This window comes from Mycobacterium sp., from assembly GCF_050701675.1.
GTDB lineage: Bacteria > Actinomycetota > Actinomycetes > Mycobacteriales > Mycobacteriaceae > Mycobacterium.
This window is the reverse complement of record NZ_JBOGDD010001294.1, coordinates 1-6,616: the sequence shown is the minus strand read 5'-3', so window position 1 is coordinate 6,616 and position 6,616 is coordinate 1. Positions and strand designations below refer to the sequence as shown.

Genomic DNA, 6,616 nt, shown 5'->3' with positions numbered 1-6,616 from the left:
CTCCGCGATCGCCGCGGTCGCGCCGCGTCCTCGAACCGCGCAGCACTGGTCGTGCTTTCCGTGCGCGCACACCGCGACGAGCGGTCCGGTGGCCAGTTCGCCGCCGGAACCGTCGACCGCAACGTCCAGATAGTCGCGGGGCCCACTCACCTCGCCCGCGTACAGCGCCTCGCTCCCCTCACCGGAGTGGGCGATGAACCATCGCCATCGCAGTGTCTCGGAACGACGACCTGGGCGCCGTATCGCCGCGATCCTCATACCCGCGGACTCGAAGCGGCGGGCAATGGCACGCCCCAGGTCGGGCTGGATGATCGCCGGGGACTGCAGCAATGCGGAGCGTCCCCACGCGCCCGGGAGTTCGAGCAGCACCCACGCCATCCCCGCGGAGGCAGTGCCGTACAGCGGGTCGCTGCGGGTCAGGGACTGGTCGCTGCACGGAGGCGGTTTCGCGGAGGTCATCCGCGACTCGCGGGCACCACGACCGACTCCCTGAGCAGTCTCCGAATGAGCACCGCCGCATCTGCGCTGTCGAGGCCGGGCAGCGATGAGGCATCGGCGACGAGTCCATGTACGAGGGCGTCGACCGCGGGCCCGCACGACGGAGGGAAGGTGATGGTCCGGTCTGAAAGGCGCAGCACGACGCGGTCGGCGTAGTGATCTGTGTTGGCGACGAGGCCGCGGCGCCAGATCACCGATGTGGTCCCGGCGTGCTGGGCGGCGTCCAACGACGCCAGCGGCCGGACGGGAACGGGTCGTGTGCGGTCCGCGTGACGTCGCGACAACCTCGCGGCTCCGCTCTCGCTGATTTCGGCACCGCGATGGCGCATGGTGTCGGCCAGCTCGGCCATGATCTTCGTCGCGATCGCCGCCATCGCGCCTTGGTCGGATGGATCGACCCCCATCGGCAGGGACTTCCGGAACTCACCGATTCCTGCCAACGTGTCGACGACGGATTGGACCACGTCCAGACCGGTGACCGCGGAAACCCCGATGGTCAGGTGGATGGACGTCGTCTCCTGCGCCTGCGCGGAGTGAATCCAGCCGCGGGGGAGGTACAGCGCATCCCCTTGTGACAGCACGGCGTCGATGATCGGCTGGTCCTCGACGCGTTCGCTGATCGCGGCCCGGTGCTCGGTCCACGGTTGCGATGGCAGCGGATCCTCGTGCACCGGCTCGTGCACGATCCAGTGCTTCTGCCCCGCTACCTGTAGGACGAACACGTCGTGGACGTCGTAGTGCGGATCGAACCCCTGATTGTCGGGCGGCGTGATGTAGGCGTTGGCCTGTGCCGGGTGTCCGAGATCGTCGACCATGTGGCGGACGAAGTCGATGAGCGGTGGCCACAGCCGATGCAGTCCCTGCAGGACGATCGTTGCGCCACTGGCGAATTGGGTCAGCACCTTGGCTGAATCCACTTGGTCGGGCATCTCGGCGCCGAAGCCGGCTGATCCCAGGTAGCACTCGCGCGAGAGCAGGTCGCCGTGGGTGGCCATGCGAATGAATGGCGCGCGCACGCCGCGTTCGGCGATGAGCTCGTCGACCGCCGACGCCGACAGCAGATCGCTGAAGTCGCGGGGCAGCGAAGCGGAACTACTGAGCAGCGGCCTGCGCCCCCAATACTGGGCCGCGAACGACCCAGTATCGGTGGCGATGCAGCGATTCAGCATCGAGAGACGTTACGCAGTTCCGTCGGCACCGCCGTCGTGGCCCTCGGGGTTGGAGCCGCCGTCGGCGGGTCCCTCGCCCGCACTACCGTCGGCGCCGCCGTCGTGACCCTCGGGGTTCGAGCCGCCGTCGGCGGGACCCTCGCCGCCCGCAGTCCCGTCCGCGCCGCCGTCGTGACCTCCTGGGTTGGAGCCGCCGTCGGCAGGTCCCTCCCCGCCGGTGTCGGAGGTGGAGATGTCCTCGTCGTTGAGTGCCATGGTGAACCTCTTTCGTCTTGAGACCTTCGTTGCAGCCACAGTGCATCGGGCAGTGATGCCCTGCGCTGGTCGCGGCCACCTGACAGCGACCGCACATTGAGGAATTGCCCCCGGGAGGAGCAAGTCAAACGACTCAGCCGGATTCTGGATGACGCTCGCCCTTGAGCAGACCGTCGGTGGTACCCACCAGGTGACGCAACATCTGATCGGCCGCCTTCGCGGGGTTGCCCGCGCGGATCGCAGCCAGGATCGCCTTGTGGTCACGCAGCGACTTCGCGGGTTGACCGGTACGGGTCAGGGACGTCTCCGACGTCCGGTCGAGCGATTGGTTGACCCGGACCCAGGGCGCGCGATTCGACGATCCTGAGCAGAAGGCCTGTTATGCCCATATATTTGGCCGCCGCCATCGAGATCGACGGTCCGGAGGTCGACGAGCTGCGACAGCTCGCCGGTGATCTGAACATCACCCTCGTCGTCGGCGTCACCGAGCGTGGACGGCGCAGCGGGCGCGGGTCCGCCTACTGCTCTCTGCTGACCGCCGATCTCAACGACGGTCTCGTCGGGCATCACCGCAAGCTGATCCCGACATACGACGAACGACTCGTCTGGGCCAACGGTGACGTTGCCGGCCTCCACACCCATGCGGTGGCAGGCGCGCGGGTCGGCGGTCTGAACTGCTGGGAGAACTGGATGCCCCAGGCGCGCTAGGCGCTCTACGCCGATGGCGAGGACCTGCACGTGAGCCTGTGGCCCGGATCGACCACCCTGACCTCCGAAATCACTCGCTTTGCGGCATTGGAGGGGCGGGTGTTCAGCCTCGCCGTCTCGGGTCGGTTGACCCGCGACGACATCCCCGACGACTTCCCGCTCGCAGAGGAGTTGCGGGCAGCCGCCCGGATGTCTTTCACAGCACCGTCTTTCGTGGTCGGCGCGACTCGGTGACGTTCACGGCGCAGAGCTAGCCGCGGGGCAGACCGAGTATCCGTTCGGCGATCACGTTCAACTGGATCTCCACGGTTCCGCCGCCGATCAGGAAGGCGGGCACGTACATCTCGTTGGAGACGACGTCGGCGGGCGCCTGCCGGAGACTGGCCTCTGGGCCGATCAGATCCAGCGAGATGCCCGCGGTCCTGCGGCTCAGTTCCGCCGAGGCGACCTTGACCACCGAGGCACCAGGACTGAGCAGGTCCCCGTGGAGTTGGCGCACGGACTCGCGATAGTTCAATGCCGCAACGCCGTTCGTGTCGGCAACGATCTGGCCGAGGGCATCGACGGCTTCACCGCGGTCGCCGAAGTACAGCCCCTTGTCGATGATGTCGCGTACCCGGTCGTCATCGCCGAGCGTCATCATGGAGCTGATCGTCGTCCGCTCGTTGAGCAGTGTCGTCATGGTCAGCGCCCAGCCTTGACCGCGCTCCCCGAGGAGCTGGTCGTCGGCCACGAAGACTCCGTCGAGGAACACCTCGTTGAAGTGGGAGTCACCGCTTGGCTGCTTCAGTGGTCGCACCGTGACGCCGGGTGCATGCATGTCGACGAGGAAGTAGCTCAGACCACGGTGCTTCTTGGGAGCGTCCGATTCCGTGCGGGCCAGGCAGATCGCCCAGTGCGCATGGTGCGCATCGGAGGTCCACACCTTCTGTCCACTGAGCGACCAGCCGCCATCGACCTTGTCGGCCTTGGTATTCAGGCTCGCCAGGTCCGAACCCGCCTGCGGCTCACTGAACAGCTGGCACCAGACGATGTCGCCGCGCAGCGTGGGCCCGGCGAACCGCTGCTTCTGCTCAATGGTGCCGTGCGCCAGGATCGTCGGCACCGCCCAGTCACCGACCAGCACGTTGGGCGGGGTCAGGTCCCGCTTGGCGTACTCCTCGGCGACGATCACCTGCTGCGCGGGCGTCGCGCCGACGCCCCACGGCCTTGGCCAGTGGGCCGCGACCAGGCCCTGCGCGGCGAGGAACTCGCGCCGCGGTCCCCTGGTGTACACCTTCATCGGGTCGTCGGTGCTCGGTTCGTCGTCGGGCATCGCCTGCGCCTCGTCGAGCGCCGCGCCAACCCACCGCCGGAACTCCGGGTCGGCGGTCTCATTGGCGGAGAGCGTGAAGTCCCGCTTGACGTGCAGCGCCGCCTCACCGAGACCGCGCAGCGCACTGCGCACCGAACCCGCCTGCGCCGCAACGCTGATCGCACGACGCCAGTAGAGGTGAAGGTCGTGCTCCCACGTGACGGCGATCCCACCGTGAATGGTGATGGCCTCCATCACTGCATCGACGGCGCGACCGGTGCCGATGATGATCGCCGTTTCCGCGGCGATCCTCTGCTGGTCGGCGTCCTGATCCAGGCTGCGGATGGCATCGGCGGCGACGGCGGACGCCAGTTCCTCGGCGATGAAGAGCCGGGCGGCCTTGTGCTTGACGGCCTGGAACCCACCGATGGGCTGGCCGAACTGCTCGCGGATCTTGGCGTAGGACACCGACGCGTTCAGGCACCACTGCATCACTCCTGCGGCATCGGCGGCGAGCAGTCCGACGACGGCGGTGCGGGCCGCGTTCGCATCGAGTCCGGTGACCTGACCGAGCGCATCGACGCGCACGTCGTCGAGGTTCAGCCTGCCGACGTCGCGGGTCAGGTCGGTGCCCTCCAACGCCTGCCGCGCGACCCCTGGCGCTTCGAGATCCAGACGCACCCAGACGACGGCATCCGCCCACCGCGCCCCGACGATCACGACGCTCGCCGACAGCAGGCCCAGCACCGGGAGGCTCGACCCGGACAGTGCCCAGCCGTCGCCGTCGGGCGTTGCCGTCACACCATGCGTGGGAAGCACGACGGCTCCGGTGGCGCCCGAGGCGAAATCGGTGAGCAGCGCCGAGCGCGTCGGGCCGTCATCAGCGAGGGTCACCACCGCGCTGGCCATCACGGTCGGCAGGAACGGCCCAGGGAGCAGCGCGGCTCCTGCCGCCTCGACGACGACCGCCAGTTCTTCCAGTCCGCCGCCTTGGCCGCCGAAGTCCTCGTGGATGTGCACGGCGTGAAACCCCTGCCGCACCAATTCAGCCCAGTGCGACGGCTCGGCACCAACCGCCAACTGGTCGAACGCCAGGCGCGTCGCAGTAGTCGGCGTGTGGCGGGCCGCGAAACCGGTGACGCTGTCTGCCAGCGCCTCGTGGTCGTCGGTGAGCGCGATGGCCATCTAGCCCACTTCCTCGGAGATCTCGTCAATGTGCGTCACAACGAGAAATGATCCTCGATGATCCCGAGCCACACCTGCGCGGAGTCGATGGCGACCTTCTCACTGATGAAGGCGTGCTGGGTACCGGTGTACACGTCGCGGAAGGCGCGCTCGAGCCGGCTGCCCTCTCGGATGGAGGTGGTACCCGCAACCAGGTGGGCCCACTGCGCACACTCCCTGGCCACGTCGGTGGCGTAGACCGCAGCCACCCGCATGTCGACCCGCAGCGTCGGGGTCAGGTCATCGCCTCGCGCAACCGCGCTCTCGGCCGTGGTGAACGCCTCGAGCACCAGCAGTCGGGCGGCCCGCCAGGCGGCGACGTGGTGGGCGAGCCCCTTCTGGAAGGTCGGACGGCTGGCCAGCGACTCCATGTCGCTCATCCGGTACTTGGTGGCAGCGAGGTCCTCGACGTCGTCGAGCATGCTCTTGGCGACCCCGAGCGCCCATGCCGCGTGGCCGGCGGCGGTGATCGGCATCATGCCCATCCGCCCGGTGGCCGAGGCGCCGCGAAGCGGCTCGCGGGTGAACAGCCGGAAGGTGCGGTACTCCGGCACGAACACGTCCGCGACTTTGTAGTCGTAGGACCCGGTGCCCTTGAGCCCCTGAACGTTCCATCCGTCGGTGAAGACCACCTCGGCCCGCGGCAGCAGCGCCACCAACAGTTCGGGGATGCCTTCGCTGATCCAGCGCATCTCACCGCCGTCCATCGGGATGAAGCCTGCGGCGACGTACTCCGAGTGCCCGGTTCCCGAGCCGAAGTTCCAGGCGCCAGTGAGACGGTAACCGCCGTCCACGACGACACCCTGGCCGTTGGGGGCGAACTGCCCGCCCATCGTGACGTGGTTGTCATGATCGGTGAACACCTCCGCGAAGCCCCGGTCGGGAAGATAGGACGCGGCGGCGAACGACGACGGCATGTTCGCGATCCCGGTCCAGCCGAACGAGCCGTCCTGCCATGCCATTTCGATCCAGGTCTCGACCATCTCGGCGAATGAGGGCTCGACCCCACCGGCCACCGCGGGGTTCAGCGCCGACATCAGCCCGCTGGCCCACATCTCGTCGACGACCGCGGGTGACATCGTGCGCAACCTCTCGGATTCGGCCGCCTGGGCCCGCACCAGGTCCCGCATCCCGCGCGCCCGCGCGACGACGTCGTCGTGCACCTGCGGCACCGCCGTCATCCGAGTCTCCCGTCCGTTGCCCGAGACGCTACCTCCGCCGCCGGGGGTCAGTTGACAGATTTCTCGAACTGTCCACTCTCGACATTGAAGAGGTGCCACTGCCAGGGACCGAGTTCGACGGCTAGACCGTCGCGCAGCTCATCGCCCGAACGGATGAAGCTCATCCCGTCGATGGGGTCGACGAGACGGTGGGTGCGCCCCGCCGTGTCACCCCATGGCACGCGGACGTGGCCCGAAGCGTCTGCGGCACTGAGGTTGACGATGATCAGCCAGCGACGGTCACCGTC

7 protein-coding genes and 2 pseudogenes are annotated in these 6,616 nt (G+C 68.1%); 2 read left to right on the top strand and 7 right to left on the bottom strand.

Features of this window, described 5'->3' with window-relative positions; genetic code table 11:
* The 4 genes and pseudogenes from ACRDUX_RS39920 to ACRDUX_RS39905 all read right to left on the bottom strand — a co-directional run.
* A pseudogene (locus ACRDUX_RS39920) lies at positions 1–459 on the bottom strand (sucrase ferredoxin); the annotation flags it as partial.
* On the bottom strand, positions 456–1,667 hold the full coding sequence (locus ACRDUX_RS39915; protein WP_526422924.1) for a cupin domain-containing protein: 1,212 nt from the start codon (positions 1,665–1,667) through the stop codon (positions 456–458). The gene ACRDUX_RS39915 and the pseudogene ACRDUX_RS39920, both read right to left, overlap by 4 nt.
* Positions 1,668–1,676: 9 nt before the next feature.
* Positions 1,677–1,922, bottom strand: coding sequence for a BatC protein (locus ACRDUX_RS39910; protein ID WP_526422922.1), 246 nt, complete (start codon positions 1,920–1,922; stop codon positions 1,677–1,679).
* A 133-nt stretch (positions 1,923–2,055) separates the two neighbouring features.
* Positions 2,056–2,220 (bottom strand): FCD domain-containing protein, encoded by a 165-nt coding sequence (locus ACRDUX_RS39905; protein ID WP_526422926.1) that lies wholly within the window; start codon positions 2,218–2,220, stop codon positions 2,056–2,058.
* A gap of 83 nt (positions 2,221–2,303) precedes the next feature.
* On the opposite strand from ACRDUX_RS39905, the gene ACRDUX_RS39900 reads away from it, so the two are divergent.
* Complete coding sequence (locus ACRDUX_RS39900) at positions 2,304–2,630, top strand: nitrilase-related carbon-nitrogen hydrolase (RefSeq protein ID WP_526422920.1); 327 nt, start codon at positions 2,304–2,306, stop codon at positions 2,628–2,630.
* Between the two features lie 30 nt (positions 2,631–2,660).
* Positions 2,661–2,864 (top strand): hypothetical protein, encoded by a 204-nt coding sequence (locus ACRDUX_RS39895; RefSeq protein ID WP_526422918.1) that lies wholly within the window; start codon positions 2,661–2,663, stop codon positions 2,862–2,864.
* Between the two features lie 16 nt (positions 2,865–2,880).
* Here ACRDUX_RS39895 and ACRDUX_RS39890 read toward each other — a convergent pair whose 3' ends face one another.
* The 3 genes and pseudogenes from ACRDUX_RS39890 to ACRDUX_RS39880 all read right to left on the bottom strand — a co-directional run.
* The gene (locus tag ACRDUX_RS39890) at positions 2,881–5,109 is read right to left on the bottom strand and encodes an acyl-CoA dehydrogenase family protein (RefSeq protein ID WP_526422916.1); all 2,229 of its coding nucleotides are present in this window, start codon (positions 5,107–5,109) and stop codon (positions 2,881–2,883) included.
* A gap of 35 nt (positions 5,110–5,144) precedes the next feature.
* Positions 5,145–6,329, bottom strand: a complete 1,185-nt coding sequence (locus tag ACRDUX_RS39885) for an acyl-CoA dehydrogenase family protein (RefSeq protein WP_526422914.1) — start codon at positions 6,327–6,329, stop codon at positions 5,145–5,147.
* A gap of 47 nt (positions 6,330–6,376) precedes the next feature.
* A pseudogene (locus ACRDUX_RS39880) lies at positions 6,377–6,616 on the bottom strand (alpha-amylase); the annotation flags it as partial.

What these genes read in the sequence shown, in the direction of transcription:
- ACRDUX_RS39890 (WP_526422916.1), bottom strand. Translation starts at nt 5,109, where the DNA reads ATGGCCATCGCGCTCACCGACGACCACGAGGCGCTGGCAGACAGCGTC.
- ACRDUX_RS39910 (WP_526422922.1), bottom strand. Translation starts at nt 1,922, where the DNA reads ATGGCACTCAACGACGAGGACATCTCCACCTCCGACACCGGCGGGGAG.
- ACRDUX_RS39900 (WP_526422920.1), top strand. Translation starts at nt 2,304, where the DNA reads ATGCCCATATATTTGGCCGCCGCCATCGAGATCGACGGTCCGGAGGTC.
- ACRDUX_RS39915 (WP_526422924.1), bottom strand. Translation starts at nt 1,667, where the DNA reads ATGCTGAATCGCTGCATCGCCACCGATACTGGGTCGTTCGCGGCCCAG.
- ACRDUX_RS39885 (WP_526422914.1), bottom strand. Translation starts at nt 6,329, where the DNA reads ATGACGGCGGTGCCGCAGGTGCACGACGACGTCGTCGCGCGGGCGCGC.